Annotated in this window: 25 protein-coding genes and 2 tRNA genes; 10 read left to right on the top strand and 17 right to left on the bottom strand. The window is 34.9% G+C overall.

What is annotated here, in order from left to right:
- Positions 1-18 precede the first annotated feature (18 nt).
- A complete protein-coding gene (locus LGAS_RS00210; RefSeq protein ID WP_011678721.1) occupies positions 19-2,640 on the bottom strand; it encodes a mucin-binding protein in 2,622 nt (873 codons plus the stop codon).
- A 257-nt stretch (positions 2,641-2,897) separates the two neighbouring features.
- Here LGAS_RS00210 and LGAS_RS00205 point away from each other — a divergent pair, with 257 nt between their 5' ends.
- The 3 genes from LGAS_RS00205 (at position 2,898) to guaB (ending at position 5,789) form a co-directional block, all read left to right on the top strand.
- Entirely contained in the window at positions 2,898-3,911 is a 1,014-nt protein-coding gene (locus LGAS_RS00205) for a D-2-hydroxyacid dehydrogenase (RefSeq protein ID WP_003648111.1), read from the top strand.
- A 74-nt stretch (positions 3,912-3,985) separates the two neighbouring features.
- The gene (locus LGAS_RS00200) at positions 3,986-4,561 is read left to right on the top strand and encodes an SGNH/GDSL hydrolase family protein (protein WP_003651073.1); all 576 of its coding nucleotides are present in this window, start codon (positions 3,986-3,988) and stop codon (positions 4,559-4,561) included.
- A 73-nt stretch (positions 4,562-4,634) separates the two neighbouring features.
- On the top strand, positions 4,635-5,789 hold the full coding sequence (guaB, locus tag LGAS_RS00195; RefSeq protein ID WP_003651072.1) for an IMP dehydrogenase: 1,155 nt from the start codon (positions 4,635-4,637) through the stop codon (positions 5,787-5,789).
- A 44-nt stretch (positions 5,790-5,833) separates the two neighbouring features.
- Here the strand turns inward: guaB and LGAS_RS00190 are convergent, their stop codons facing one another.
- Together LGAS_RS00190 and LGAS_RS00185 are read right to left on the bottom strand one after the other, a co-directional pair.
- Entirely contained in the window at positions 5,834-7,165 is a 1,332-nt protein-coding gene (locus LGAS_RS00190) for a dihydrolipoyl dehydrogenase family protein (RefSeq protein ID WP_003651071.1), read from the bottom strand.
- A gap of 242 nt (positions 7,166-7,407) precedes the next feature.
- The gene (locus LGAS_RS00185; RefSeq protein WP_011678720.1) at positions 7,408-8,457 is read right to left on the bottom strand and encodes an AI-2E family transporter; all 1,050 of its coding nucleotides are present in this window, start codon (positions 8,455-8,457) and stop codon (positions 7,408-7,410) included.
- 128 nt (positions 8,458-8,585) lie between these two features.
- Between LGAS_RS00185 and LGAS_RS00180 the strand changes: the two genes are divergently transcribed.
- On the top strand, positions 8,586-8,819 hold the full coding sequence (locus tag LGAS_RS00180; protein WP_003651067.1) for a DUF3923 family protein: 234 nt from the start codon (positions 8,586-8,588) through the stop codon (positions 8,817-8,819).
- A 44-nt stretch (positions 8,820-8,863) separates the two neighbouring features.
- Here the strand turns inward: LGAS_RS00180 and LGAS_RS00175 are convergent, their stop codons facing one another.
- From LGAS_RS00175 to LGAS_RS09355, 5 genes are all read right to left on the bottom strand, one after another.
- Positions 8,864-9,751, bottom strand: a complete 888-nt coding sequence (locus tag LGAS_RS00175; RefSeq protein ID WP_003651064.1) for an alpha/beta hydrolase — start codon at positions 9,749-9,751, stop codon at positions 8,864-8,866.
- A 94-nt stretch (positions 9,752-9,845) separates the two neighbouring features.
- The gene (locus LGAS_RS00170) at positions 9,846-12,695 is read right to left on the bottom strand and encodes a DEAD/DEAH box helicase (protein ID WP_003651062.1); all 2,850 of its coding nucleotides are present in this window, start codon (positions 12,693-12,695) and stop codon (positions 9,846-9,848) included.
- A 56-nt stretch (positions 12,696-12,751) separates the two neighbouring features.
- Positions 12,752-13,579 (bottom strand): exodeoxyribonuclease III, encoded by an 828-nt coding sequence (locus LGAS_RS00165; protein WP_003648115.1) that lies wholly within the window; start codon positions 13,577-13,579, stop codon positions 12,752-12,754.
- A gap of 135 nt (positions 13,580-13,714) precedes the next feature.
- Positions 13,715-13,981, bottom strand: a complete 267-nt coding sequence (locus LGAS_RS00160) for a GlsB/YeaQ/YmgE family stress response membrane protein (RefSeq protein ID WP_003648116.1) — start codon at positions 13,979-13,981, stop codon at positions 13,715-13,717.
- 34 nt (positions 13,982-14,015) lie between these two features.
- Entirely contained in the window at positions 14,016-14,177 is a 162-nt protein-coding gene (locus LGAS_RS09355) for a CsbD family protein (protein ID WP_171021318.1), read from the bottom strand.
- Positions 14,178-14,469: 292 nt separating this feature from the next.
- Here LGAS_RS09355 and LGAS_RS00155 point away from each other — a divergent pair, with 292 nt between their 5' ends.
- Entirely contained in the window at positions 14,470-15,396 is a 927-nt protein-coding gene (locus LGAS_RS00155) for a magnesium transporter CorA family protein (RefSeq protein ID WP_011678718.1), read from the top strand.
- 34 nt (positions 15,397-15,430) lie between these two features.
- Here LGAS_RS00155 and LGAS_RS00150 read toward each other — a convergent pair whose 3' ends face one another.
- A complete protein-coding gene (locus LGAS_RS00150) occupies positions 15,431-17,353 on the bottom strand; it encodes a GTP-binding protein (RefSeq protein WP_003648118.1) in 1,923 nt (640 codons plus the stop codon).
- A 374-nt stretch (positions 17,354-17,727) separates the two neighbouring features.
- Between LGAS_RS00150 and LGAS_RS00145 the strand changes: the two genes are divergently transcribed.
- Together LGAS_RS00145 and LGAS_RS00140 are read left to right on the top strand one after the other, a co-directional pair.
- Positions 17,728-17,913 carry a hypothetical protein gene (locus LGAS_RS00145; RefSeq protein ID WP_003648119.1) on the top strand — a complete coding sequence of 62 codons (186 nt, stop codon included), beginning with the start codon at positions 17,728-17,730 and terminating at the stop codon, positions 17,911-17,913.
- Positions 17,914-18,024: 111 nt separating this feature from the next.
- Positions 18,025-18,864 carry a DegV family protein gene (locus tag LGAS_RS00140; RefSeq protein WP_003655466.1) on the top strand — a complete coding sequence of 280 codons (840 nt, stop codon included), beginning with the start codon at positions 18,025-18,027 and terminating at the stop codon, positions 18,862-18,864.
- 35 nt (positions 18,865-18,899) lie between these two features.
- On the opposite strand, the gene LGAS_RS00135 is transcribed toward LGAS_RS00140, so the two are convergent.
- Positions 18,900-19,607 (bottom strand): YjjG family noncanonical pyrimidine nucleotidase, encoded by a 708-nt coding sequence (locus tag LGAS_RS00135; protein WP_003648120.1) that lies wholly within the window; start codon positions 19,605-19,607, stop codon positions 18,900-18,902.
- Between the two features lie 140 nt (positions 19,608-19,747).
- Here LGAS_RS00135 and LGAS_RS00130 point away from each other — a divergent pair, with 140 nt between their 5' ends.
- Positions 19,748-20,437: a DUF975 family protein gene (locus LGAS_RS00130; RefSeq protein WP_003651051.1), complete on the top strand. Its 690-nt coding sequence runs from the start codon at positions 19,748-19,750 to the stop codon at positions 20,435-20,437.
- Positions 20,438-20,489: 52 nt separating this feature from the next.
- On the opposite strand, the gene LGAS_RS00125 is transcribed toward LGAS_RS00130, so the two are convergent.
- The 6 genes from LGAS_RS00125 to LGAS_RS00100 all read right to left on the bottom strand — a co-directional run bounded on the left by LGAS_RS00125 (position 20,490) and on the right by LGAS_RS00100 (position 24,486).
- Complete coding sequence (locus LGAS_RS00125; RefSeq protein ID WP_003652615.1) at positions 20,490-21,137, bottom strand: NAD(P)-dependent oxidoreductase; 648 nt, start codon at positions 21,135-21,137, stop codon at positions 20,490-20,492.
- A gap of 150 nt (positions 21,138-21,287) precedes the next feature.
- Positions 21,288-22,448, bottom strand: a complete 1,161-nt coding sequence (locus LGAS_RS00120; protein ID WP_003648121.1) for a GNAT family N-acetyltransferase — start codon at positions 22,446-22,448, stop codon at positions 21,288-21,290.
- 108 nt (positions 22,449-22,556) lie between these two features.
- A tRNA-Thr gene (locus tag LGAS_RS00115) sits at positions 22,557-22,629 on the bottom strand.
- Between the two features lie 55 nt (positions 22,630-22,684).
- The gene (locus LGAS_RS00110; protein ID WP_035425087.1) at positions 22,685-23,638 is read right to left on the bottom strand and encodes an aldo/keto reductase; all 954 of its coding nucleotides are present in this window, start codon (positions 23,636-23,638) and stop codon (positions 22,685-22,687) included.
- A 132-nt stretch (positions 23,639-23,770) separates the two neighbouring features.
- A complete protein-coding gene (locus tag LGAS_RS00105; protein ID WP_003651640.1) occupies positions 23,771-24,289 on the bottom strand; it encodes a DUF3278 domain-containing protein in 519 nt (172 codons plus the stop codon).
- A gap of 2 nt (positions 24,290-24,291) precedes the next feature.
- Positions 24,292-24,486, bottom strand: coding sequence for a helix-turn-helix transcriptional regulator (locus LGAS_RS00100; protein WP_003648125.1), 195 nt, complete (start codon positions 24,484-24,486; stop codon positions 24,292-24,294).
- A gap of 381 nt (positions 24,487-24,867) precedes the next feature.
- On the opposite strand from LGAS_RS00100, the gene LGAS_RS00095 reads away from it, so the two are divergent.
- A complete protein-coding gene (locus LGAS_RS00095; RefSeq protein WP_003648126.1) occupies positions 24,868-25,494 on the top strand; it encodes an HAD family hydrolase in 627 nt (208 codons plus the stop codon).
- A 280-nt stretch (positions 25,495-25,774) separates the two neighbouring features.
- On the opposite strand, the gene LGAS_RS00090 is transcribed toward LGAS_RS00095, so the two are convergent.
- A tRNA-Thr gene (locus LGAS_RS00090) sits at positions 25,775-25,847 on the bottom strand.
- Positions 25,848-25,985: 138 nt separating this feature from the next.
- Here LGAS_RS00090 and LGAS_RS00085 point away from each other — a divergent pair.
- Positions 25,986-26,687, top strand: a complete 702-nt coding sequence (locus LGAS_RS00085) for an MgtC/SapB family protein (RefSeq protein ID WP_011678716.1) — start codon at positions 25,986-25,988, stop codon at positions 26,685-26,687.
- The last annotated feature ends 51 nt before the right edge of the window (positions 26,688-26,738 follow it).

Below are 26,738 nucleotides of genomic sequence, written 5' to 3'. Positions count from 1 at the left end.
ACTAAATTTGTTATATAACTACTTAAGCCAAGAAAACATGGATTTAAAACCAGTATCTTTTTTCTCAGATTTCTTCTCTTCTTCAGCTGATTTTAATTGCCTTTCCTCTACTTTTTCCATCTTTTCTTGCTCATCTTTATTTTCAATCGGTTTCTTTGTTTTTAAATCTTTCTGTTTCTGCTCAGCCGCTTTCTTAGCTTTTAATTCACCCCATTCGTTAAATGTGTAATATCTAACTAGTGTATCTTCACTAGCATCCCCTACCGTAATCACTTCTTGTTCTGGCACATAATTCATTATTCTAGGTACACCCTGCTTTGGTAAAACCTTTGTTGCATCTTCTGGATCAGTTACATACGATGGTTGATCAACACTAGCTAACAAATTGCCTTTTGCATCAACTGGTACTATACGTCCATTGGCTTTATATATTACAGTAAAATCAAGATCAGCTTTTTTAACTTCTTTTGCTTCAATAATATTCTTATCAGCATGATAGCCATCAATTATCGGTGTTTTTACTGCAGCATAGCGATTTTTATCAACTTTCCAAGCTGTTGTATATTTACCATTGTCTATTAATTCACTAGTATTTTCATCGACTGTTAATGTTCTAGTCCATCGAGCTGCTTGCAAACGAGCTATTGGCGTTTGCTCATCAGCTCCCTGATATTTAACTGTTTCCTTAACTGGCACGCTATACATCGTTGGCTTGATCGGGCGATATGGGTGTTCACTATTCACTGGAATATAGCGAGGCTTCAAAGTATAAGTTACCTTGGTATCAGAAAATGGATCATTAACTGAAATTGTATTATTAACCAGAGCATATCCTTGTACTTCTGGAACTTCTTCGGTAAAAAGTACCCGCACTGGATCATATGGGTCATTAATGTATGGCGAACGCATCGCATTTTTTATTTCATTTCCATGTTCATCAACTGGGATCATTCTTCCAACTGGCATATAAGTAACTGTCGCCATTAAGTCTGTTTCTGTAACTGGATGTTCGCCAATTAAGCCAATATCAGCGCAAAATCCCTTAATAACCGGCGTAGGTGTTGCCTCAAAGATATCTTTATCAGCTAGCCACTCTGTCGTGTACATTCCATTATCAATAACTTCTCTACTTACTTCGTCATAAGTTACTGTTCTTGTCCAGGTAACTATCTGTTCTGCGTCAGCAGGAGTTTGGTCGCCAGCGCCTTGATAATGAACGCGAGCTGTAACAATTCTCCTATAATATGCTGGACTTACTTCCTCTCTAGGATGCTTTTCATCAACGGCAATATATTTATGAACTAATAAGTATGGAACTTCATAGTCTCGTCCCGGATCTTTAATTTCTACTCCTTTAATTGGCTTTAAGACAATATTTTCAAGCTCTAATTTAGGGAAAATTGCCTTCGTTGGATTAATAGAATTAGTGATTAATTGCTTTTTATCTATTTCAGAAAGCTTATTATGATTTGCATCAACTGGAATCAAATAACCATTTGCATAGTACTTAATGTCTTCGCTTAAGTCTTCTTCTACTACGGGACAAGCTACTACTTCTTTAGTTTTAGTATGGTATCCTGCAACAACAGGAACGGCTACTGAAGGATATGTTTCTGTGCTTTGCCACTGACTAGTGTATTCACCTTGAATAATCTTTTTAGTAACCATGTCCATTGTTAGACTACGTTTTAAGACAGCAGTCTGAACTATATCATCTAATTTTTGACCGCTTAAACCTGAAAAAGTAATTTTTCGATGTACTTCTTTTTCATAAAGACGATGATCAATTTCTGAAGAAGGATGATCAGAATTAACGGCTTGTTTTTTATGTCTTAAGGCAATAATAAAGGTTTGAATGTAATCTCTGCTATTTCCAAAGACAGGCTTTTGGTCCTTAGAATCAAAGTCATTATTAATGACTTCATATCCTTTATCTGACAGTTCTTTTAAAGTTTCTGTCGTACTGTAAGAAATTTCTTTGCCGGGCTTACCTTTTAATTCGCCAGAGCTAGCTAATTCTTGATTATTGTTATCAACATCAATAAACTTGATTTCAGCTTTCTGCCTTCTAGCATTTTTCTTATTAGGCAAATAAGTAACGACGTACTCATGCTTAGGCTTTTGAACTGTAACAGCTTCTCCGCCAATTACCGTTTTATCAGGCGTATAATCTAAAACAGCAGGTGTAGCAATTAACGGCAAATAATACTTTTCTGGCTGCCAGGCGCTTAGTGACACTTTCTGCTTAGTAACTTTGTCGTAGATAATTTTTCTATTAAAAGTAACCTCAACTATATTGTCAGCAATATTTTTTTCAAGACCCGTATAATGGACTACTTGCTTTCCTTTAAGTTGCACATCCCCTAATTGACAATCGTATTTTAAATTCTTAGCAGTCACTTCTTCTTGAGCATGTTTAAAAGTGAGCTTGTATTCTTGAGAAGTTTCATTAAAAAAATGTACTTCATTATTCAGATCAAACGGATTATTAACTAATACATAACCAGCAGCTATTAGCTTTTGGACTTCTTCGGCTGTATGATAGTTAACTCTTTCTCCCACTTTTCCATTTAACGTTTCTGAACTTGCCAGCTCAGCTGAATTATTATCTAAATCTATATATTTCACAACAACTGACATTACTTATTCCCTCATCTATTTTGACTGATTTTTAATAACATTTTAGTAGCTTTACTTTCAATTCTTTTTTCTAACCATTATCATAAGGCAGCCCATAATGATACGCAAAAGAAAATCTATTTTTCACTGCAATTATCGTTTCACATGAAACATCTTTAAAATAAGTTTCAAAAAAATTCGATTTTGTGTTTTTATTAACAAAGTCAAGTGTATAATAAAAGACGGTCATACTATTAATTTTGACGGAGGTTGAATTTATGACAAAGATTTTTGCTTACGCTATTCGTAAAGATGAAGAACCTTTCTTAAACGAATGGAAAGATGCTCACAAGGATGTTGAAGTTGAATACACTGACAAGCTTTTGACTCCTGAAACTGCTAAGTTAGCTAAGGGTGCTGACGGTGTTGTTGTTTACCAACAATTAGACTACACCCCTGAAACTCTTCAAGCTTTAGCTGATGCTGGCGTAACTAAGATGTCATTACGTAACGTTGGTGTTGACAACATTGACATGGACAAGGCTAAGGAATTAGGCTTTGAAATCACTAACGTTCCTGTATACTCTCCTGACGCAATTGCTGAACATGCTGCAATCCAAGCTGCTCGTGTACTACGTCAAGACAAGCGTATGGATGAAAAGATGGCTAAGCGCGACTTACGCTGGGCACCTACTATTGGTCGTGAAGTTCGTGACCAAGTTGTTGGTGTTGTTGGTACTGGTCACATTGGTCAAGTATTTATGAGAATTATGGAAGGTTTCGGCGCAAAGGTTATTGCTTACGATATCTTCAAGAACCCAGAACTTGAAAAGAAGGGTTACTACGTTGACTCACTTGATGACTTATACAAGCAAGCTGATGTAATTTCACTTCACGTACCAGATGTTCCAGCTAACGTTCACATGATCAACGACAAGTCAATCGCTGAAATGAAGGACGGCGTTGTAATCGTAAACTGCTCACGTGGTCCACTTGTTGACACTGATGCTGTTATCCGTGGTTTAGACTCAGGTAAGATTTTTGGTTTCGTAATGGACACTTACGAAGGTGAAGTTGGTGTATTTAACAAGGATTGGGAAGGCAAAGAATTCCCAGATGCTCGTTTAGCTGACTTAATCGATCGTCCAAATGTTTTGGTAACTCCACATACTGCTTTCTACACTACTCACGCAGTACGTAACATGGTTGTTAAGGCATTTGACAACAACTTGAAGTTAATCAACGGTGAAAAGCCTGACTCACCAGTTGCTTTAGACAAGAACAAGTTCTAAAGATTAAATTATTGATAATAAAAAAGATCTTGAGATTTTTCTCAAGGTCTTTTTTCTAACTAAAGGATTCTGATATGAAATTACTTCTAACTGGTGATAGCATTATTGCCCGTCCTGAAAACCACTCAATTCCAGAACTTAATTTTCAGCTACAAAAATTTCTTTCTTGTAATATTTACAACACTGCAATTTCAGGAATTAATTCTGGTGGTCTTGCTCTTTCATTACCTAATCTAGTTTTTAACCAGCCTAAGTGTAACTACCTAATTATTTTAGTTGGTACTAATGACTTAGCAACGCATAAGCAAGTTCCTCTTCGTCAATTTGAAAAAAATTTAGAGTTAATTGCATCAAGCATTATTTGGCTTTATTATCCAGAAAAAGTTATCTTTATCACTCCGCCAGCAGTGGATGAAAATAAACAAAGAGTAAGAAACAACCGCTTAGTTATGGAATACGGCAATATTGTTAAAAAAGTAGCTAGTGAATACAAATTTTCAATTATTGATCTTGCAAGTAAAATGCAAGAAAATAAAAACTTTCCCGAAATTTTCAACGGAAAAAAGAATGACGGACTTCACTTCGGAGTCAACGGTTATAAGTTACTAGCAAATTTAATTGTTAAAAAAATAAATCAAATTTCCAATTGACTTCTGGTCCAGATTCGAGTAAAGTTTAGCTAATTTAATATTAAAACGTTGCTTCTATAGAAAGGACTTTACAATGAGTTTGTGGGAAACAAAATTTGCCAAAAAAGGATTAACTTTTGATGATGTACTTTTAATTCCAGCTGAAAGTCATGTGCTGCCTAATGAAGTTAAACTTGATACAAAATTAGCGCCTAATCTTCAGTTGCACATTCCACTTATTTCTGCTGGAATGGACACTGTTACTGAAGGCGATATGGCAATTGCCATGGCCGAAAATGGTGGTTTAGGTGTTATTCACAAGAACCTTTCAATCGAAGCCCAGGTTGAAGAGGTTAAAAAAGCTAAAACTAAAGCTGTTGATCCTAACTTATCTCACCCTGCAGTTGATACTCAAGGCCGTCTTTTAGCTGCCGCTGCTGTTGGCGTTACTAGTGATACTTTTGAACGTGCTGAAGCTTTACTTAAGGCAGGTGCTGACGCAATTGTGATTGATACTGCACATGGTCACTCTGCAGGTGTTCTGCGTAAGATCAAAGAAATTCGCGATCATTTTCCTAAGGCTACTCTGATTGCAGGAAACGTTGCTACTGGCGAAGGAACTGCTGCCTTATTTGACGCTGGTGTTGACGTTGTTAAGGTCGGAATCGGACCTGGTTCAATTTGTACTACTCGTATTGTTGCTGGTGTCGGTGTTCCACAAATTACTGCTATTTATGATGCTGCTAACGTTGCTCAAAAATACGGTAAGAAGATCATTGCCGATGGTGGTATTAAGTACTCTGGGGATGTTGTAAAAGCCTTAGCTGCTGGAGGAAATGCCGTTATGCTCGGTTCAATGTTCTCAGGTACCACTGAAGCACCTGGTACGATTTTCACAAACGAAGGTAAGAAATTTAAGTCCTACCGCGGTATGGGTTCAGTTGGTGCTATGTCTCAACAACACGGCTCTTCTGACCGCTACTTCCAAGGCGGAGTTAACGAAGCAAACAAGTTAGTTCCTGAAGGTGTTGAAGCTTTAGTTCCTTATAAAGGTGACGTTTCAAATATTATTTACCAAATTGACGGTGGTTTACGTGCTGGTATGGGTTACGTTGGTGCTGGTACAATTGAAGAATTGATTGAAAACAGTCAATTTGTTCAAATTACTAACGCTGGTCTTCGCGAATCTCACCCACATGATGTTCAAATGGCTAAAGAAGCTCCTAACTATGGTGGAAGCGACTTGTAAAAATTAGATTCATAATTAAAAGACACCTTAATGGTGTCTTTTTTCTATCTCAAAATTCCTTCAATCTTATCAGCTAAGGCTGGATAAATTGGCAATACATTTTGATGCCATTCATTCTTCCTGATTCTTAGTCCAATAATTGGAACAAAATAATTCACATCATTAACTGCACTGGTGCTGATTTCGCTAACTCCAACGATATAATTAGCTTTATCATAAACTACCGTTAGCAATCCTTTTTCTTTTTGACCAGCATATAAACTACTCTGACTTAGTTCATATTCAACAATTTCAAAATTATCTTTATCCTCAGAAACACTATCAGGGTTAATTCCAGCTTGAGCCAATTGCGGAAAGGCGAATACACCGGTCCCGATCGCAGGATAATTGATTGGCTGACTTAAACCTTTTTCAAGAGAATTGAAAAGATAGTGCGACTGAAACTCTGCTACCGTAGTTAAATTAGGTACATCCTGACTCGTAACATCGCCAATTGCATAAATATTTTTAACGCTTGTTTGTAAATGCTGATCCACATTAATTCCCTTAGGTGAATAGTCAATCTGTGCAGCAGATAAATCGAGCTTTTCAATATTTGACGTACGCCCACTAGCATTCACAACATAATCAGTTACAAGGGAACTGCCTTGATTTAATTCAACAACATATTTATCACTTAATTGTGTAATGCAAGTTGCCTCAGTAGCAAACTTAAATTGAATCCCGCGTTGCACCATTCTAGTAACTAGTTCAGCACTATACTTTTGATAAAAATGTCTTAATACATGTTTTCCTCTAACCAAAATGGTTACTTGACTGCCTGCAGCCGCTAGGAAAGTAGCTAACTCCATCGCCACATAACCCGCGCCAATAAAGGTAACGTGTTCTGAAACTTTATTTAAAGATAATACATCTGAACTATCATGCAAAAACTTAGCCCCTGGAATTGATAGTTCATGCGGTCGTCTCCCAGTTGCGATAATAATTTTATTTCCCTGGAAATACCTTTGATTTACTGCAATTGTTTGTTGATCAATAAAATGTGCACTCCCACTGACTACATCGCAGATCTTGCTAATATTTTTTCTTGTTTCACTTGGCCAACTAGCAAATCGTTCCTTCTTCTCTTTCATTAATTGTGACCAGTTAATCGTCGCAGCCTGTTCAATGCCATGACTTTCTAATTGCCTGCTAAGAAGCGCAGCTTGAACAGCACCATCTAAATAGATTTTTGGTTCACAACCGACATTGGGACAAGTTCCACCGAATAAGCCACTTTCAATCACTAAAATTGATTTACGTTGTGTAGCTAAGAGCTTAATAAATTGATATGCTGCAGGACCTGTTCCTAAAATTATATAATCGTATTTTTTCATAAGATTGCCTCACATTTTTCTTTCATTTTCAGTTTAACAAAGAAAGATGTGAAACCGCTATTATTAGTGTTTGAAAATTTTTATAAGAAAACAACAAAAAGTCAGATTTTTTTGCGTAATTAATATTGTATTGTGAATAGCAAAATTAAAAACTCCATTCATATCTCGTATTTTTCATATATTCTCATTTGGGACCTACAATCCTATTTACAATACGCAAAAAGCAGCTTTGACAGCTGCTTTTATTTTTTGTTTTCAATTTTTAAAATTGTTGGTTTTTTCTTTTTAACTGACTTTACTCCTAAGATATCCAACAAGAAAGTGAAGATTGGTACTCCAACAATTAATCCCCACGTTCCAAGGAAATGCTCACCTGCAAGCAAAACCACAAAGGTATAGAAAATTGGTAATTCCGTTTTACTTGACATGAACTTAGGATTCAAAATGTAGGCTTCAATTGCATGAATTATCATAATAACAATAAAGATATAGATTACATACCTAATTCCGCCTACTGAATAAGCCACAAAACTTAATGGAATCAATGAAATAATTACACCAGCAACTGGAATCAAACTTAGAATAAAGACCATTAAACCAAGCGCAATAATCTGCGGCATTTTCATGATAATTAAGCAAATCATTGTCATCGCAGTATTACATAAGGCAATGAAGAATTGAGCTTCTAAAACCACGCCAAAAGTATTAACAAACTTATTACCAAAGTAGGCAATATCTTTAAACAGCCAAGATAAATGGCGACTATTCAAAAAAGTATGAGAAAATTCGTTCATTGAATCAAGTTCAATAGTATAGAAAAAGCTCATAATTAGTGACATAAAGAACGCAATCGTTAATGTACCCACATTAGTTAAGGCGTGAACCAAGATAGTTACACCATGCTTTGCCTGCGTTGTGATTTCACTATCGCTGATATAATGGTTCAAATATTGCGTTAACCAGTCCATATTATCAGATTGATAAAATTCCATTAAAGAATGACTCATTTTAACAATTTGTTTAATTAATATTGGCATATATATGGTAATCGCAAAATAAATGATCGCAATTACTAATAAATAAGCTAACACAACAATTACCTGCGAAGGCAAGTTTGGCAATTTCTTTTGCGTAAAACGAATTAAGTGCACAATTAAATACGTAAAAATAAACGTTAATAATATTGTATTCATCATTGAACGTGCCGCATATAAGACCAGAATAATTAAGCAGAGCGTAGCCAGGCGATGCACGTTTGTATTCTTTTTAAATTTTTCCCAAACTTGTCCCATTCACTTCACCTCTCCATTTTCTATTTATTATACAACTTCTTAAGGGGGCTTTAGCTAGGCACCAAGCTTTTAATTAACTATAAGAATGGTATAATAGCTTTATATAGCAAATGAAAGCGGTATCTGCAATGAAAAAGTTATGGTGGGGAGCAAATATATATTGGGTTATTCTACTTATCTATGGAGGAATTAAGCTCTTTACTTACAATTTTGATACATCTGAATTAGGTGAAACGGCTAGTTATGCATTAATTATCATGGTACTTATTTCTGCCAGTGTATTAATTATTGAATTTCAAGCCGCTTGGGGCATGTGGCTTCATAATTTCGATAAAAGTAATCAACATGAAAATAAAGTCTAAAAAAAGAAGATGCATCAAAACATCTTCTTTTTGATTGCTCAAAATCACTGGAGCCATAAAAAATTGATAATGCTTCTTTCAACCTGCTTATTATAAGTCAATTGTCCGTGTTCTGCATTTTTACCGACAATTTTGACTACTTGATAAGTCTTAGCCATTGGCGCAACAAGGTATTCAAGCGAAAGTGACGAAGCATTCTTTACAATTCCATCTGAATTACCCCCAATGTTACCAATAATATTTAAAATATCAGTCTGCTTATTTGGATAAAGAGTCCTTAATTTCATCATTTCACGATAAGTAGAATTAGTCTTATTAGGCTTTCCTTCTCTATTCACATGTAAATTGGCAGGCTGGCGAATCGCAATTGGTAGTTGCTTAAAATCAAGTCCATCAAAATGTCCTCCAATTGAAATTTGCTTATTTAGTTTGGGCATCTCAGGATCATGAGCAGTTTGTAATAAGTAATACATAATCGAAATATTTCCCAGGGAATGTCCAACCATATTTATCTTTTTTATTCCGTATTCATTTTGCAAAGTCTGCACAACATTTCTAGCATAGCGACCATGCTCTTTGAAATTCAGCTGGACATTATTGCTATAATTTACCTCTACAATTGGATTTACAGCATTCTTAGAAATAGCGCCGATTAATTTCACTTTACCATTTGCGTCTACATCAGCTCTAATTACCGAATTGGTAACTCCTGCTTTTTGAGCTGCTTTTACCATATTTTCTTCGCTCTTATAATTACTTAAGCCACCATGAAAAAATAGAGTTGGTATCACATTCAAGCTTGTTTTAGGTGTTTGACGCCTTTCAACATAGTATTTAGGTGCCGCATCTGCCTGATTTGGTTTATCTTGATTAGTACAACCAGTCAAAAAAATCACCAAGAAAGCAAGTAAAGAAACTAGTTTATTTTTCACTCTTATTTTCTCTCTTCCTCCATTTTTGTAACTTAGAATCTATCAAATAATTATTATGAATTTCTATACTTTATCCTAAACTAGGTTTAATTTCTTAACTAAAAAGCAAATTATAAATCGATTGCTTTAAAGGATGATTAAGGACCAAATTCATGCCAACTGCACACTTTTGCTTAAGTCCAATTTTTTCTTCTTTGACTGAGTCTTTCTGGATCTCAGCTGTCCCTAAATAATAAAATTCTTTTCCTGCTGCATCACTTCGTTTCACAAATAAGTGCAATTTCATATTTTTATTATGAAGCAATCGTTTTACTTCATCTGAATCTAAGTGACGCGGCGTACGAGTATACCACCGTAAACTATGACCATTTTCAAGCGTATTTTGATAGCGAGCATTACGTTTTTTCTCAGAATCTTTTTGATAAGTGATAAAAATCGGTGTTTCTTTTTCTCCCACGCGATACCCATACATTGGAGCCGAAACATCCTTAGGCCAATTTAGCAGACGACAAACATCTTTACGATCATATTGCTTATACAGAGTAAATTGCGCTTGCGAATTATATTCCCGAGCAAGGGCTAAACCTGTTTTTAGGACATCTTCAAATAGCATTTTAAATTGGTGGTTATCATTTAATGCCTGAAGTAGTTGACTAGACAAGCGATACTCTCCATTTTCTTTTTCAATTAATGGATAACTTCCGTATTGCTCTTTCTTGGTTGTTTTTCCCTGTTTAACGTCAAAAAAATTTAATGATAGAATTTTTTCAACCGAATTAAGTACATCTTCGCTAATATAACAATTTTTGCTCTTAAGCAATTTAGTAAAATCAGCTCTACTGATGTTTTTATCTAAACAACTTTCTAAGAGTAGCAACTCATGCGGTCTCTTTCCAAATAATAACTCCTTCGTCACAAAAGAGAGAGCTGCATTTTGATAATTACCTAAATTTACTTCTTCTCCCATCTTCTTTAAAAAGTCACCATAATGAGCTAGAGCATGATTTTTAGCAAAAACCGTTGGCGCAGTCGTACCATATTGATAAAAATCGTATAAGAGTGGAACACGACCAATCTTTTCTTTCAAGTCTTTATACGACTGCCTTAGTTCGCGCATACTGTCTAGCTTTATCTTTTCAAGAGAAACCAAAATTCTCTGAGAAGCAATCTCTGTAAAGTTAATCGTTGAAACATCAATTACTTGTGGTAACTTGCTTTCTCTAACTGCTTGATCTTTGTCACGACTCTTATCACCATTTAAAGCAATCGGAATTAGATAATTGTTTTTATAATTTCCCAGGAAATCAATCACCGTGACATAATCTTTTCCCGGAAATTTACGAAGGCCTCGACCCAATTGCTGAATAAAAACAATACTTGATTGGGTATTTCGTAACATCACAATTTGATTAAGCGATGGAATATCAATTCCTTCATTAAATAAATCAACGGTAAAAATGTATTCTAATTCACCATTTTCTAACTGATGAGTTACTTCAATACGCTGTTTTTGACTGTCCTCATTAGTAAGCGCACGAGACGGATGCCCTGTCTGACTAAATAATTTTGCTAGCTCTCTTGCTTCTTCTTGCCGACTGCAAAATACTAAGCCCTTTGCTTTCTCTCCGCAATAGCCGTAGTAATCAAGCTGTTTAAGTACATACTCTACTCGCTTTCTAGCGACTAGATCTTTTAACTTACTTGTTTCACTAATTACATGGTTTCCCACTGTATAATCTTCAACGCCCACATAATGAAACGGTGTAAGCATTTGGTCATTTAAGGCATCCTTTAGTCTAATTTCATAAGCTAAATGATAATCAAATATTTCATAAATATTTTGCTTATCCATTCTCTCGGGCGTTGCCGTCATACCTAATAAGAATTTCGGTGCAAAATGATTCAAAATCTTCTGATAAGTTGGAGCTGCCACTCGATGAGCTTCATCAATTAAAATATAGTCAAACTCTTCCGGATCTAATTGTTCGAGTATTTGTTCCTGACTTACAGTTTGAACCGTTCCAAAAAGATACTTTTTATCAAAATCATGTTTATTTCCAGTTAATAAACCATAGTCGCTTTTCTTGCCACCAATTACTCGGTAAAAACTCTCTAAAGCTTTCTTAGCTATTTGTTCTCGGTGAACTAGATACAGAAACTTTTTTGGCTTATATTCCTTAACTGCAAAAGCACCCAAATATGTTTTTCCAGTCCCTGTCGCTGAGACGACTAGCGCTTTTTTGGCTTGTTCTTTTACTAAAGCATTTAAATTCGCTAAAGCTGCTTTTTGCATTTGGTTAGGCAATATTTTCTTGGCTTTCCCTAATGGAAGGTAAGCCGCTTTTTTGACTGGCTGCCAATTTTGTTCATATTCTTTAATCCAAGAACTAGTAAGTATCAAACTATTACTTAAATTATTTTCAATTTGATCGTTAACTTCTGCTACTAGCTGACCGTTTTCATGCGAGGTTACCTTTAGTCCCCACTCGCAATTTTTTAATAAGGCACTTCTAGTAAAATTTGCACTTCCAATTAAAATCGTCTGATAGTCTTCATGATTAAAAATATAACCTTTTGCATGAAAACCAGCTTCCTCACTTAATCGTACCTCTAAATTAGGAATCTTCACTAATTCCTTAAAAACTTTAGGACTATTAAAGCCAAGATAAGTTCCTGTAATTAAGGTACCGTTAACTCCTTTTTTCGCTAATTCCGACATTACTAACTTAAAGGGAACGAGCATATTCTCTGAAATAAAAGCAACTGCCCAGGTAAAAGAGGTACATGACATTAATTCTTGTCGCAAAGTAAACCAAATTTTACTTTGATCATCATTATTTACTAATTGAGGACTAATAAACTCATTTCCCTTATTCTCATTCTTATTGTATAAGCCATTCAAAATTGCATCTTTTAAAACGTTATCCACAGCTTTCACTTCCATCCTAAACTAAAAAAGAAGATCATTTGGATCTTCTCAATTTATCCACAAGTGGACAATTATAAATTAATTTCTAACATAATTGGACAATGGTCTTTTCGCTCGCCAGTATCAAGCATTTCTGACTTAGTTACCTGATCAGCAATTCTATTAGACACGATGTAATAATCAATTCTCCAGCCCGAATTATTAGCCTTGCTGGTCCTAACTCTTTGAGCCCACCAAGAATAAACCCCTTCGACGTTACCATGAACTTTTCTAAATGTATCAGTAAAACCAAGCTTAAGCAACTTATCAAAGTCTTGTCGCTCTTCATCAGTAAAACCAGCGTTATGATGATTACTTTCTGGATGCTTCAAATCAATTGGCGTATGAGCAACGTTATAATCACCACTAGCAATCACAGGTTTGTTTTGATCTAGTTTTTGTAAATATTCTGTATACTTTTCATCCCAAACTTGACGATCATCTAATCGCTTCAATTCATTCCCAGAGTTTGGCGTATAAACCTGGGTAACGTAGTAGTTATCAAACTCTAAAGTTAGAATTCGACCTTCATGATCCATTGGTTCTGGAGCCCCAATTACTGGCTTAGTTACTTCAGGAGCGAGAGTATTTTTATATAAAAACATTGTCCCAGCATAACCTTTTCGTGCAGGTTCTTCAGAAGAACGCCAAACATAATCATAATCAGGAAACATTTCAGCCAAAATTTCTTGATGCTTTTTAGTCGGACCAGTTGACCGTAACTTAGTTTCTTGAATGGCAATAATATCCGGATCTTTTTCTTTAATTGTATTTAAAACGCCGCGCGTAAGCTTGGCACGTGCTGAATCACTAGTTAAAGCAGCATTAAGCGAATCAATATTCCATGAAATTAAACGCATTATTATCTCTTTTCTTACCTAGATTTTTATATCACATTCATTATACTATGAAAAATCAAAACGTCGGCTATAGAAAAGAGCAGTCTGCTAAGACTGCTCTTTTGAGAGAGATTATTTAATTGTGTTGAATATGATTTATTCGCTAGCCCTAGGGCCAAATAGCATCGTCATAATCCATGATACCAAGATAACTAGAATAATAGCACCTAACAGTGATGGAACAATTGCCATTCCCGCTACTTGCGGACCCCAGGCGCCAAGCAAGGCCTCGCCTAGAGATGAGCCTACTAGCCCAGCAATAATATTTGCAATCCAGTTCATTGAGCCACCCTTATGAGTAATGGCTCCTGCAATTAACCCGATTACGCCTCCGACAATCAAAACCCAAATCCAGTGAAGCATGGGGATCGCCTCCTATTTCTAATTTAGTAGTAATTTATTCTAAGTCTTCTTTTACTTTAGTAGCCTTAGATTTTACCTTTCCTTTAGCTTGTTGAGCTTTTCCTTCTAATTCACGGGCTTTATCGCCAGTGACTTTTCCTTCTACTTCTTTAAGTTTTCCTGCTACTTTGTCTTTAATTCCATGTTTATCTTTCATCATAATTAGGTATCCTTTCCTAAAACACATAAAAGATTGTTTTAGCTAGCTAGCTTCAATCCTCATGACTGATTAACCTAATCATATCAAGCACTAGTCGATAAAGATATTCTGGGATCTTCAAAATAGCAAGCTTAACATTTCCTTAATAACTTGCTATGTACATTAATCATAAATTAATTTTTTGTACGTATATCGCTTTCATTTTTAATAAATGCGAGGCGTTAAATCTAACTTATAGTGCCTTCTATGATATATTTACCCTAAAAAACAATAGTCAGGAGGTTTTCTTATGCTTACTGTATACGATAAAAATGGATCCACAACATCAGACAATCTATTATCAGCTAAACTTGCTATATTAGTTAATCCTACTTCTGAAGAATTAACCAATATAGAAAAAACAATCGGCTGTGACGCGCATGTCTTTACTAAACAAACGTCTGCTACTGAAGTATCACATTTTAATATCTTGCCCAAATGTAAAATTAAAAATGCTAGAATTTTTGTGTCCTTTAATTTTGACGCTGGGCAAACTAAAGTTGAAGATGCGATTTATCCCACAATTGCGATCTTCAATTCTCAGCAACTAATCTTAGTTCTACAAAAAAATCCAGCACCTACTTTAGAAGATCAAAAGGCAATTGCTAAATTATCAGTTGAAGATCTTTTAATTAAGCAATTACTATATCAAAACCATTGCTTTAATGAAGAATTAAATAAAATAAAGCAACAACTTGATCAGTTAGATCATGCAGCAAGAACTACTACCAAAACTAAATCTTTAAAAGAAGCAACTGACTTAACTAGGACTTTGGTCTATTTTAATCACACAATGGATGACCAAGTTTCTTCTATTGAAGCTCTAACTGATTTTCTTAAAGAGCAGCATTCAGCCAATTCAATTTTTATCATTGATCTACTACTTTCTCAGCGCCGGATTACTAAGAAGATTAAAGTTTATCGTGATCTTTTAGAATCAATTAATGGCCTTTTCTCAGCAATGATGGATAACCATTTAAACAATTTGATGAAATATCTTGATTCAATTGCTCTAATCATCTCAATTCCAGCTTTAATTAGTGGGATCTGGGGGATGAATGTTGGCGGATTACCAGGTAAAGATAATGAATTTGGCTTTTTATGGGTAATCTTATTTGGAGCTGCCTTAGCCATTATTTCGGCTTTATTCTTACGAAAAAAGAATTATCTAAAATAATCATGTCTATCTTTTTAGTCAATCCTAATTAATCTTAAGATTTTAAGTAAGGATATTGGGCATAACTTGGCACTTCATCCCAAACAACAGTATGACCTGCGCCATGAGAACAAAAAACAGAATTAGGTGTATTGTTAATATCAGAAACTGGATCGTAATTTGCATCCGCAATAACTTCAGCACTGCTTTTACATTCTTGATATCCTGCAAATAAACATTCTAATTGACCACTACCATGTGAGTAATTCCTAACTTCAGTTGCATAATCTTGCATCTGTGCTACTGGCGCTTGACCAGTAATCGTTACGATATCATGATCACTTTCTCCGATTTTAAATTTTCCGCCCATTTTCTCAATATCATTGATTGCACGACCAACCTGGTCTTGATTAATCCTTAAAGTAAATTGATACCAAGGCTCAAGTAAAGATACTTGATTTTGTGCTTTTAACTCCATTAAACCTTGTCGCACTGCACGATAGGTCGCTTCTCTAAAGTCGCCACCAACTGTATGAACATTGCTACCGCGACCGCCGATTAGCGTAATTTCAACATCAGTTAGAGGTGAGCCGGTTAAAACACCCAGATGTTCTTTGTTAGCTAGACTCTCCATTACTTGGTCTTGCCATTTTTTAGGTAAGACTTCTAGACTGCATTCATTTTTAAAAACTAAGCCGCTGCCTAGCTTACCAGGCTTTAGCAATAAGTGCACTTCCGCATAGTGTCTTAAAGGCTCAAAATGACCTACTCCTTCAACTGAGTTTCTAATACTTTCTTGATATAGAATCTTGCCTTGAGTAAATTCAACCTCTAAGTTAAAACGATCATGCAAAATCTGTTGAAGAATTTCTAACTGGATCTTCCCCATTACGTCAATGCTAATTTCTTCTGTTTGCTTATCCCACTTAACATGCAGTTGCGGATTTTCATCTTCTAGCTGTCTTAGAGCCGCTAAAGTCGCATGCGTCTTATCCGGTGTAGTTTGCACTGCATAATTTAAAACTGGCTGCATTGTAAAGTTCATTTGATCCTTTTCAAATCCTATACCCTGACCAGGATAAGTTGTTTTCAGTCCGCTAACAGCAACAATTTCGCCAGCTTGAACACTCGAAACCACTTCATACTTATTACCGTTATAGAGACGAATTTCGTTTACCTTTTCATCGGGCATTAGCTCACTTTTTGCTCTTAATTCGCCGCCAGTAACTTTTAGCCAAGTTAAGCGCTCGCCTTTCTCATCGTGAGAAATCTTAAAAATACGGCTAGCAAATTTCTCAGAATACTCTATTTTCTTAGTCCACTTATCTAGTCCCTGTAAAAATTCAGCTACGCCTTTTAATTTTAAGGCAGCACCAAAATAAACTGGAAAAACTTTTCTTTGAGAGATCAAATCTTGGATTTCTTTATCTTTTATCTGACCAGATTCTAGATATTCTTCTAAAATTGCCTCATCTGCTGTAGCAATTTTTTCATAAAAATCAGAATCTTCATCCCCAAACTCAACACAGCTGTCATCGAGTGTACTTAAGTCATGAAGAACCTTCTCCTTATCAGCCTTTAACGTGTCCATCTTATTAACAAAAATAAAAGTTGGAATCTTGTGACTTTTTAATAAGTTCCAAAGCGTCTGTGTATAGGCAGTTACGCCTTCACTAGCCGACACAACTAAAATTGCATAGTCTAATACGCTAAGCGTCTCTTCCATTTCCTGGGCAAAGTCAATGTGGCCGGGAGTATCTAAGAGGAGTAATTCGCTATTTTCAGTTTTAATGCGCGCCATATGAGAAAAGATCGTAATTCCGCGTTTCTTTTCTAAATTGTCATTGTCTAAATATGCAGTTCCTTTATCAACTGCACCTAGTTTTCTTAACGTACCGCTTTGATAAAGTAAGCCTTCTGATAGAGTAGTCTTGCCTGCATCAACGTGGGCTAGAATTCCTATTGTTACTTTTTTCATTAGTTTATTTTTCCAAAAATTATAGATAGTACTTTTTAGTATTATTATAGCAAGCGATACAGCAAAAAAAGGAAGTTCAAAATAGAACTTCCTTTTACTTATGAATTATATTTATGAATTGCAATAGCTAGAGTATCGTCTACTTAATTAATAAAAAATATAACTTCTAACAATCTTAATCGTGACTTCTACTTGAGCTATTTCACACCATTAATATAGCACGTTTTTGCAAAATATGAAAGCGGTTTATTTATTTTCTTAGTATATTTTACTTTCCCCATATTCTTAATAAAAACTTATCTACACTTTCTCTCAATTTCGTAATATGATTAATATCAAAATATAGTTTAATTTTTTATAAGAAGGTTTAGAATATGTTTTCAATTTTATTAGCCTTATTGATTATTTGGCTTTTCTGGAAACTAGGAATTGGCATGCTAAAAATTGTTGGTTTCTTAATCATCGTTGGCTTGCTATTTGCCTTCGTTTCTTACCTAGTATTGCCGCTATTAGCATTAATCGCAATTGGCGGTCTTCTGGGACTAGTTTTTTCACGTTAATCAAGACAGCCTCAGTGCTGTCTTTTTTACTAGCATTTTCTTTGACTTTACTATCTATCTTCTCTAGACTGAAAGGAAATAGGTTAATATATTTAATTCGAGGTAATCTATATGCCAATAAAAATTATTACAGATTCAACTGCGAATATCACAGCTGATCAAATTGACGGAATTGATCACGTTACAGTTCCTTTATCGCTTCACGTTGATGGCAAGCTTTGGATGGATACGCCTGATATTGATTTAGATAAGTTTCTTCATACGCTAAAACACACTAAGAGTAAATCTACTTCTGCTTGCCCTAACGTAAATGACTGGCTAAAAGCCTTTGAGGGCAGCGATGAAATTTTTGTAATTACTTTAACTAGCGCACTTTCTGGTAGTTATAATTCAGCTACCCAAGCCGCAAAAATCTATCATGAAAAGAATCCTAAAGCTAAGATCTTAGTTTTTGATTCTCGCTCAGCTGGTCCTCAATTAAGATTACTAGCTGAAAAAATTGCCAGTCTAGCAAGTGCTGGTAAGTCTTTTGAAGAAATTGTTAAAGCTACAGAAGAATATCAACACAAACTTGATTTAATGTTTGCCTTGCAAGACTTAACTAACTTAGGAAATAATGGCCGTATCCCACCAGCAGTCGCAAAAATCGCTGGTTTGTTGAAGCTTTTCGTTATCGGAACTGCCAACAATAAAGGTGAATTTGAACTTTTAGGCAAGGCACGCGGTGCTAAGAAAGCTAGAAGAAAGCTCTTAGATGAAATGGTCAAAGCAGGCTACAAAGGCGGCCGTGTTCAAATCGATCACGTTCAAAATGAAGGTTCTGCACTAAGCATGAAAGAGATTATCCTAGATAACTTCCCAGATGCTAAAGTTACTCTCGAAGAATGCGGTGCCCTTTGCAGTTTCTACGCCGAAAATGGCGGTTTAATGGTTGGTTTTGAAAAAGAATAGTATGTAACACAAAAGGAGTGCCTCACGCACTCCTTTTAATATGCTTTTTGAAAATCATTTTGCATTATTTTTACAAATTCAGGATAAGTTTCGACCTCAAATAAGGGATGAAGACCAATAGTATCTTTTCTGTGACGATGATTATACCAAATACTATCAAAGCCGTATTTTTCAGCACCTAAAATATCTGACTGCAACCCATCCCCAAAGAACAAGGTTTCATTCGGACCAATTTCAGTTCTACTAAAGAAATAATCAAAGGCATGTGGATCAGGCTTAGAATAATGTGCCTCTTCAGACGTTACAATTAAGTCAAAGTAGTCCTTAATTCCAGCTAACTCTAAGCGGTGACGCTGCATAAACTTTTCGCCGTTACTTAATACAGTTAACTTATATCCCTGCTTCTTCGCAAACCTAAGCGTGTCTTCTACACCAGGCAACAACTGGTGCGCTTCGCCAAAATAAGAACGGTATTCGTTCATCCATTCATTACCATCTACCTCTAGATTAAAATGCTCTTTAATAAAATCATGAAAAGTCATCTCACTTAGCTCATCATACGTAATCTCACCTAATTCAAGCCTGCGCCAAAGCCCTTGATTATAAGTATGATATTGTTTCTGCAAATCAGAAGAAAGAGGCAACTTGTGCGATTTAAATAATGCATGCAAAGATGAATCTTCCGTAGCCGCAAAGTCGATCAAAGTATCATCAACGTCAAAAATTAATTGTTTATATTTCAAGTAGCAACCCTTCTTCTATTTAAGTTAGTAATTTTGATTATAGCAGAACATGGCAGATTTTAGTTTTTCAAATTACTTAAAGATTAGTGGTAAGATTAGAATGGTTAGAAGTTAATATATTGTTAGAGAGAAGTAATACTATGACACGTGCACAAATGAAACAAGCTGCAAAAGATCAACTACGCGGCAATTGGGGCTGGGCTATTTGCCTAACTATCTTTGCCTGGTTAGTTAACGCAGTTATTATGGATCTCAACCGCTGGATCTGGACTGGAAAAGACTTCACTTATACTGTTCTACGCTTTAATAAAGATAACTTAATTCAAGGATACAAGCCCGCCTATAACCTATCAGAAATTATTGTTGGTTTAATTACCGGTTTAATTTTATGGGGAGTTGCCTACACAATCTTAGATTTCGTTGAAACAGGCAAGATGGAGCCTTGGTATTCTGGTATTTTTAGTGCTTATAGCAACGGACGCTTTAAGAATAGTTTATTTACCCTATTTATGACTAATTTATTCGTTAGTTTATGGACCATTTTATTTATTATTCCTGGTTTTATTAAAGGTTATTCCTATGCCATGACACCTTATATCTTAAAAGATAAGTTTTCAGCTGGTCAAACTGATATTGGAGCAACTGAAGCTATTACCGAAAGTCGTAAGTTAATGGATGGACATAAGATGGACTTATTTGTTCTAGACTTAAGTTTCATTGGTTGGGGCTTACTTGGTTTAATCACTTGCGGTATTGGATTTATTTGGATTACTCCTTACTACCGTCAAACTAAAGCCAACTTTTATCGTTCTTTAGTTGCTAATAATTAAATATTACATAAAAATAACCGCTATAGCGCCTGAGCGTTGTAGCGGTTATTTTTTATTCATCGACTAAAGTAATTCTTTCTTTATGGTGTTCTGGGTGAACAATCTCATTTACAACTAAGCGTGCCATTGTGCCCGAAGTTACTTTAGATTCATTGTTATTGTTGTAGAGCAAAGTATCATTACCTAACATATACCCCGCAGCTTCTGGACCTGCTTCAAAGGTTAAGGCTGGTGAAATTCCGAGCCAATCTACATCTTCGACTTGCTTTAAATAATTCAACTCATTCAACTGTTCTTTTGGTGTATTAATCCAGTTTTCAGAGCCTGTTAATTTCTTAATATCTTCAACGACTAAGTGATTATCAATTCCAGTTCTAAGACTGCCAGCACCTAAAATAAAAATTACTCTAATATCTTTATTCTTAGCTAGACCGCATAACTTAGTAGCAAGCTTTACCTGATCTCTTGCTTTTTCAGGCTTAGTCCCAAAGGCGTCAACAATCACATTAAATTGTTGGAGTAAACTGTCATCCATTGTTAAAACGTCACCAATTAAGAGTTTAGCATCCTTACCTAAGACTCTTTTAGCCTTATCTTCATCTCTAACAATTCCAGTTACCTCTAAGTCCTTATTTTGACTAGCTAACTTATAAATTGCACTTCCTGCCATGCCTGAAGCACCAATAATACCTACTTTCATTATAATTTCTCCTCTCTGTGTTTTATCTGTTACCTTAGCTTAGCATGAAAAAAGATAAGTAGGATAATATTTGGTTTTTAAATTTAAAATCAATAGTATAGCAAGATTATGAGACTTACTGCCGTAAAACAACAGAAAAACTATTTTTAATTAAAAGTAATCATAAAATGAAACGTCGCCCTTAACAAAATCAGTATTAACTGGATGATTTTCTTTAACAAAGCCTAATTGAACTGCCTGCTTTAAAGTTAAGTGGCCTAATAAAACTTTCGTCCAGTTGGTCAGAGAAGCTGTATAATCTGGATCGGTTTCGACTTCTCTTACCCTTGGTTCGTTAGCATTGTCAATTAACCAGACACCGTTATTTTCAGCAATAATATCATCGTTAGTGACTTCAATAGTTAGTTTCTTATTATTAACTAAAGGCGATGCTTCCAACACTTGCTTAATATTAATGATTCTAGTCATCATGTAAGGTAAGATTTTAACGGTGATTCCTTCTTGTTCTGGGAAGAATTCTTCTAACAAGCTTTCTTCAGGCATTTTCACATAGTACTTCAAATCACTTGAACTGTGACTTGCAATAATGCTTAGTAAAGCTTTAGCTGCTTGCGGAGTTTGATAATACATTTCTTCTACTCGAAAATTGCGCTCAACAATTCGGTAAAACATATACCCCTGTGGTTGCTGCTTTTTATCAAAATAAACACAAATTGATCTGCCAGGATAATAAGTATCTAATCGATCCCACCACCATTCTGCGCGAACTACTGTATTTCTTTGATCATCTTGATTGAGTTTAGCCTGATATAGCTTAATTACTGCGTTTTTTAGGGATGAATCACTCCATCTTCCGCGAACTACTTTTCCCTCTTGGACAGCCTTAAAGAAGCGCAGGTAGGCTGGCTGAATTTGATACATTTTTTCATAAATAGCATTTTCATAGCCATAGCGACGATAAAAAGTCTCTGAAAATGGAGCTAAGTTAGAAATTGCATAATTCTGGTCATGTAGTTCTAACATAATTTCCTTCATCAAACGGTTAATATCGCCTTGACCACGATTTTCAGGATAAGAAGCAACATAGCCAACTCCGCCCATTTTAACCTTTTTAGCAAAAATCATACTCTTAAATTTATTTACCATAATATAGCTAGCAAGATGGCCGTCTTTATATTCGCCAAAGCTCATACTATGGTTATAACGACTTAAAAAGTTGGGATCCTCACGTATATCATTATTTTTTAAAAAAGCATACTCAACTAATGGCGCTATTTGATCTAAAGTTTCTTTATCTTGATTTAGCTTCATCTGCTTTTACCTTTTCTAATATTTCGCAATTTATTTCTACATCTTATTATATCAAGTTAAAAGAGTAACAAAAAAAGCCCTAACCATCAGATTAGGACTTTTAACTTGTGCTGACTAAAGGATTCGAACCTTCGACCTCATCATTACTAATGACGTGCTCTGCCAACTGAGCTAAGTCAGCATTTCTCACAACGTCTACTAGTATATCAGATGATTTTATAAAAAGCAAAACTTTTTTATGGTAAATCGTGTCCTGCAGCAAAATATAAATCATACCATTCTTGATTAGTCAGCTCAATATCTGCACCCTTGGCAGAATCGACAATATGAGCTGGTGTCATAGTTCCCATAATGACTTGAACCTGTCCAGGCCATCTAAGAATCCAAGCTGCCGCAACTGCATTTTTACCAACGCCATATTTATCTCCGATTTCCTGCAATTTCTTATTTAATTCAGGAAAGGCCGGATTATTGATAAATGTACCTTCGAATGTTCCATATTGAAATGGTGACCAAGCCTGCAAAGTAATGTGATTCATCCGTAGAAATTCAAGCAAACTACCATCGTGATTAATAGAAGCATCATCAGTCATATTAGTATGCAAGCCAAAATCAATCATCCCTGTGTGCATTAATCCAAACTGCACCTGATCAAACATTAAAGGCTGACTTACTGCATTTTGAAGCATCTTAAACTGAGCAGGATTAAAGTTTGATACACCAAAGAATCTAACTTTACCGGTAGCTTGCAAGACATCAAAGGCTTGTTTAATTACTTCTAGATCCATCAAGACATCTGGTCTATGTAAGACTAGGCAGTCTAAGTAATCAATATCCATTCTCTTCAAAATACCATCAACAGCATTCAAAATATGCTCTTTAGTAAATTCATAGCGTGAGCCATAAACCAACGATCCATGGCTTCCATTTGGCCCTACGACAATTCCAGTCTTTGATTGAATAAATAAATCTTCACGTTTAACGTCAGATAATTTTAGTGCCTTACCAAAAACTTTTTCTGAATTTCCACGTCCATAAATATCTGCCGAATCAATAAAATTTACTCCAGCTTCATATGCCACGTTAATTGCAGCAGCTCCTTCTTCTGGAGTTCTAGTCCCCATCCGCATAACGCCTAAAGCGAGAGCTGGAATATCTAAACTTGTTTTTCCTAATTTTGTTGTTTTCATTTTCTTTATCTTTTCTATCTTCATGCAAACGATTACATTTAAATGATACAAATATTTATGGGCTACGTGAAGTTCTTTCAACAAAAAAGCCATTTTTAATGCAACAATTTAGCATTAAAAATGGCTAATTCTTTAATCTTCGTCTTTTACTACTTTAATTCTGTGAACCCAAACTAATGACATAACAATACCAAAGAATAGACCCCCAATTATACTAGAAGGAATCTCAATCCAGGTCCAAGAACCATCACCGTAGCTAGTCAGAAAATTTAGGATCAACATCATAATTCCAAAAAATAAACCTGACATCATTCCTCTTATCCAAGCAGACTTTTTAGCATTAGAGACTTCATTTTTTTCTATCTCATTATCCGTTAATTTAAATTTCTTGGATTGAAACATTACATAAAAACTAACAATCATTAGCATTACAAAAAAACTACCGCTAAGAAAAATGTATGCAACGTTTGCTCCATAGAAAGAAATTAAAACCAGAGAAATTAAGAATGCTGCATCCATCCCTAAAAAGAAAATAAAAAATGCCCTATTCCCAATTCGATTCATAACTTGACGCTTCTGCTCATCAAGTGGACCAGAAATTCCGTACCAAAATTTCATATATTTTTCGAATCTAGTTTCTTTTGCTTTCATTCTTAAACATCTCCATCCCAGAATAATGTATTTAAATCTGTATCTAACTCATGCGCTAACTTCAAACATAAATCTAATGAAGGATTATATTTATCATTTTCAATTAAATTTATTGTTTGCCTAGCAACATCTATCCTTTTAGCTAATGCCATCTGTGATAAGCCTTTTTGCTTTCGATATTCTTTAACTCTGTTCATGGCAATTCTTTCTATCATTCTTATAAGTCATATATATGTGACTTTTTATACTTTAAGTATAATATTTATTTCAGAATTGTCAATTATATATGACATATTTTGTTAACAAACAGGTAGATCTATAAATACTAAGCTTTATTCTGATACTCCATTAGTTAAATCATTGACCATCCAATTACGTATTGAACCACAGCAATAAAAAACTAAAACAAGGCGTATTACGGTATTACGTAAACTTATTTCAGTTCTCTAGTGTATTAATTAAAAATGATGCCAATTATAAACGCTATTGCTATTAAGGAAATTAGTAGTTTTTTCATATTCAGATAATTATGCTTTTGATATAATTGCTGTAACCGCTTTATAAATAAGGAGTAAATTATGATTAAGACAATTTTATTCGATGTAGATGGCACTATTGTTGATATACAAAAGGTTGTTCTTTCCACATTCAAAGAGGTTATTAAAGAATATTTAAATACAAATGTTAATATTAACGATTTAGCCTTTGCATTGGGAATTCCTGGAAGAGATGCCATTAAGCATTTTACTAAGAATAAAGTATTGATCAATAAAATGGCTAAAAGTTGGTCTGAAAAAGCTAGTAACCGAGTTGATGAAGATACATTATTTAATAATATCCCCGAAACTATCAAATCTCTATCTCAAAAGGGAATTACTTTAGGAATTGTTACTTCAAAAACTAAACAAGAATATATTAATGAAGTCGGTCACTTTGGACTAGATGATTATTTCGATGTAATTGTTACTGCAAGTGATACTAAGAATCATAAACCTAATCCTGAGCCATTAAATTTCGCAATAAGTAAACTTGGTGTAGATCGTACTGAAACGCTTTATGTAGGTGATACCAAATATGATATGTTAACTGCTAACGCCGCTAAAGTGAAATTTGCTTTAGCCAATTGGGGAGCACATGAAGAACTTCCTGAAGCAGATTATCAATTAAATAACCCAATTAATTTAGAAGAAATAGTTAAAAGATAATTATTTAGTACTACAATTGGCTTTAAAATTGTTAATATCTTTATTGGCTAATAAATTAATTACTTTATCTCATCTTGAACGTGTCAAAAAATATAATAGCTCGAACCAAGAAGGATTATCTCTAATACTGAAGATAATCCTTTTCAAATACCTAAACACAAAAAAGGCTTAACGCTTGCTCCCAAACCTTTTTATTCTAGTTCAAAGCAAAGAAAAAACTATCAAATCAGTATTTTAAGAAATAATTTGATAGCTTTTAATTAAATATGAGCACAAAAAATGCTGACTAAAGGATTCGAACCTTCGACCTCATCATTACTAGTGACGTGCTCTGCCAACTGAGCTAAGTCAGCCTGTTTATATGACAATTATGTATTTAACCATATTATATGTTTCTGTACAAGAGATTTTTTAAACTTTTTACTTAAATGAATATTCGACTAAATCTGGGCTACAATAAAAGCGTATCTGTTATATAGAAGGGATTAATTATGGTAGGTTTAACATCACTTTCAACTGAATTAGATTGGTTACTACGAATTTTAGTTGCCGCTCTTTGCGGAACAGCAATCGGCTATGAACGTGCCACTCAAAGAAAAAGCGCAGGCATTAGAACTCACATGGTTGTTGCCGTCGCCTCTGCTCTATTTATGCTAGTTTCTAAATATGGCTTCTTTGACTTATTATCACTACATGATATTTCACTTGATCCATCAAGAATTGCAGCTCAAATTGTAACTGGAATTTCCTTTATTGGTGCCGGTACAATCCTAGTTAGACGAGAACAGATTTCTGGTTTAACTACTGCAGCTGGTGTTTGGGCAACTGCTGCTATCGGTATGGCAGTGGGTGCTGGAATGTATGTCATCGGAATTGTCAGCACAGTCTTTTTATTCATTATCCAAATTATTTTTCATGATGATACATTTATTAATTTTATTATTCTTCATGTTCGCTTTAACGTTCAAATTGAAGCCAATAACCGTCCCGACGTTCTCAATGAATTGAAAAAAGAACTAGCTTTAAACGAAGTTGAACAAATTTCTATTAAAATTATTGATGTAACTTCCGAACACATTGTTGTTAATGTAGATGGCGTCATCAAGAATAGAAAAGATGAAAATGACATCATCCTAGCTCTTGAAAAAGACCAAAATATTCGCCGAATTAATTCTACTCACGGAGCAAAATAAAATTATAGAAACCGTTTTCAAAATATGCTAAGATATGTGTGTAACTTAATA

It is taken from the genome of Lactobacillus gasseri ATCC 33323 = JCM 1131, from assembly GCF_000014425.1.
GTDB lineage: Bacteria > Bacillota > Bacilli > Lactobacillales > Lactobacillaceae > Lactobacillus > Lactobacillus gasseri.
This window is presented reverse-complemented; position numbering and strand designations above follow the sequence as displayed.

Bases quoted from the DNA above. Each gene is read 5' to 3' on its own strand.
- LGAS_RS00185 (WP_011678720.1), bottom strand. From the start codon at position 8,457: ATGGGACAAGTTTGGGAAAAATTTAAAAAGAATACAAACGTGCATCGC.
- LGAS_RS00085 (WP_011678716.1), top strand. From the start codon at position 25,986: ATGGTAGGTTTAACATCACTTTCAACTGAATTAGATTGGTTACTACGA.
- LGAS_RS00110 (WP_035425087.1), bottom strand. From the start codon at position 23,638: ATGAAAACAACAAAATTAGGAAAAACAAGTTTAGATATTCCAGCTCTC.
- LGAS_RS00210 (WP_011678721.1), bottom strand. From the start codon at position 2,640: ATGTCAGTTGTTGTGAAATATATAGATTTAGATAATAATTCAGCTGAG.
- LGAS_RS00165 (WP_003648115.1), bottom strand. From the start codon at position 13,579: ATGCGTTTAATTTCATGGAATATTGATTCGCTTAATGCTGCTTTAACT.
- LGAS_RS00180 (WP_003651067.1), top strand. From the start codon at position 8,586: ATGAAAAAGTTATGGTGGGGAGCAAATATATATTGGGTTATTCTACTT.
- LGAS_RS00170 (WP_003651062.1), bottom strand. From the start codon at position 12,695: ATGGAAGTGAAAGCTGTGGATAACGTTTTAAAAGATGCAATTTTGAAT.
- LGAS_RS00150 (WP_003648118.1), bottom strand. From the start codon at position 17,353: ATGAAAAAAGTAACAATAGGAATTCTAGCCCACGTTGATGCAGGCAAG.
- LGAS_RS00130 (WP_003651051.1), top strand. From the start codon at position 19,748: ATGACACGTGCACAAATGAAACAAGCTGCAAAAGATCAACTACGCGGC.
- LGAS_RS00205 (WP_003648111.1), top strand. From the start codon at position 2,898: ATGACAAAGATTTTTGCTTACGCTATTCGTAAAGATGAAGAACCTTTC.
- LGAS_RS00200 (WP_003651073.1), top strand. From the start codon at position 3,986: ATGAAATTACTTCTAACTGGTGATAGCATTATTGCCCGTCCTGAAAAC.
- LGAS_RS00120 (WP_003648121.1), bottom strand. From the start codon at position 22,448: ATGAAGCTAAATCAAGATAAAGAAACTTTAGATCAAATAGCGCCATTA.
- LGAS_RS00190 (WP_003651071.1), bottom strand. From the start codon at position 7,165: ATGAAAAAATACGATTATATAATTTTAGGAACAGGTCCTGCAGCATAT.
- LGAS_RS00155 (WP_011678718.1), top strand. From the start codon at position 14,470: ATGCTTACTGTATACGATAAAAATGGATCCACAACATCAGACAATCTA.
- LGAS_RS00145 (WP_003648119.1), top strand. From the start codon at position 17,728: ATGTTTTCAATTTTATTAGCCTTATTGATTATTTGGCTTTTCTGGAAA.
- LGAS_RS00095 (WP_003648126.1), top strand. From the start codon at position 24,868: ATGATTAAGACAATTTTATTCGATGTAGATGGCACTATTGTTGATATA.
- LGAS_RS00160 (WP_003648116.1), bottom strand. From the start codon at position 13,981: ATGCTTCACTGGATTTGGGTTTTGATTGTCGGAGGCGTAATCGGGTTA.
- LGAS_RS00125 (WP_003652615.1), bottom strand. From the start codon at position 21,137: ATGAAAGTAGGTATTATTGGTGCTTCAGGCATGGCAGGAAGTGCAATT.
- LGAS_RS00140 (WP_003655466.1), top strand. From the start codon at position 18,025: ATGCCAATAAAAATTATTACAGATTCAACTGCGAATATCACAGCTGAT.
- LGAS_RS00105 (WP_003651640.1), bottom strand. From the start codon at position 24,289: ATGAAAGCAAAAGAAACTAGATTCGAAAAATATATGAAATTTTGGTAC.
- guaB (WP_003651072.1), top strand. From the start codon at position 4,635: ATGAGTTTGTGGGAAACAAAATTTGCCAAAAAAGGATTAACTTTTGAT.
- LGAS_RS00100 (WP_003648125.1), bottom strand. From the start codon at position 24,486: ATGAACAGAGTTAAAGAATATCGAAAGCAAAAAGGCTTATCACAGATG.
- LGAS_RS09355 (WP_171021318.1), bottom strand. From the start codon at position 14,177: ATGAAAGATAAACATGGAATTAAAGACAAAGTAGCAGGAAAACTTAAA.